This window comes from Alcanivorax sp. HI0083 (assembly GCF_001635175.1).
Genome location: NZ_LWFX01001471.1, coordinates 1 through 1,304, shown reverse-complemented (window position 1 = coordinate 1,304; position 1,304 = coordinate 1). Strand labels below are relative to the sequence as shown.

The 1,304-nt window shown below is 63.7% G+C and carries 1 protein-coding gene; it reads left to right on the top strand.

Translation table 11 applies throughout. The features are described from left to right. The coding region (locus tag A3754_RS22310; RefSeq protein ID WP_197468780.1) for an efflux RND transporter permease subunit at positions 1-1,304 on the top strand (1,304 nt) is incomplete at both ends.

The window sequence follows — 1,304 nt, the reverse complement described above, 5'->3', positions numbered from 1 at the left end:
TCGGCGGCACCATCAACATGATCAGCCTGTTCGGCCTGATTCTGGCCCTGGGCCTGATCGTGGACGACGCCATCGTGGTGGGCGAAGACACCCTCACCCATCTGCAGCAGGGCGAATCCGCCCAGCGCGCGGCCCTGGGGGGTGCGCGGCGCATGTTCTGGCCAGTGGTGGCATCGTCCACCACCACCATCGCCGCCTTCCTGCCGCTGGGCATGATGGGCGGCGCCATGGGCAAGATCGCTTTCGACATTCCCTTCGTGATGATCTGTGTGATCCTCGCCTCCCTGATGGAATGTTTTCTGGTGCTGCCCGGCCACCTGCACCACAGTTTTCGCGGCATTGAGGTCAAGGCCAGTGGCCTGCGCGAACGCATCGACGCCGGTTTCAATCGTTTCCGGGATGAGCGCTTCCGCCCCCTGGTGGAATGGTCCATCGACCACCGCAAACTGGTCAGCGTGTCGGCCGTCTGCGCCTTTATTGTCGCCCTGTCACTGGTGGCCACCGGCTGGCTCAAGTTCACCTTCTTCCCACCGGTGGATGGCGACCAGCTGCGTGCCGTGGTGGAGTTTTCCTCCGGCACCGACAAACAACAGGTGGACAACTTCCTGGCCGAGCTGGAACACACCCTGGAAGAAACCAACGAGGAACTGGGCGGGCATCTGGTCCACACCATCATCAGCCACCACGGCGCCGCCGCCGGCTTCCCCAATATCGGCGGGCGCCAGGACAAGTTCGGTGATGAATACGGCACCCTGGTGGTGGAGGTCTACACCGGCTCGGACCGGGACATCTCCAACGATCAACTGGTCGACGCCTGGCGCGAAAAACTCTCCCTGCCGGCAGGCCTGGATCAGCTGACCATATCCCAGGCCGAAGCCGGCCCCCCGGGCAAACCCATCGAAGTCAAACTCACCGGCAGCGATGCTCTCACCCTGAAAGCCGCCTCATTGGCCCTGCAGGAACGCCTCAACGAGTTTTCCGGCGTCAGCAATGTGGATGACGACCTGCCCTACGGCAAGGAACAGCTGACCTTTCAGCTCACCGCCCAGGGCCGCGCTCTGGGGCTGACCCTCAGCGACGTGGCCAGCCAGCTGCGCTCCGCCTTCGACGGCAGCCTGGCGCAGCTCTACAACGAAGAAGACGAGGAAGTGGAAGTGCGGGTGATGCTGCCGGACAGCGAACGTCGACGCTTCAGCGCCATCGAACGCCTGCCCATCATCACCAATCAGGGCGAAGCCATTCCCCTGCGCGACGTGGTCACCTTTGACGCCCGCAAGGGCGTGGACCTGCTGCGCCGCGTCAAC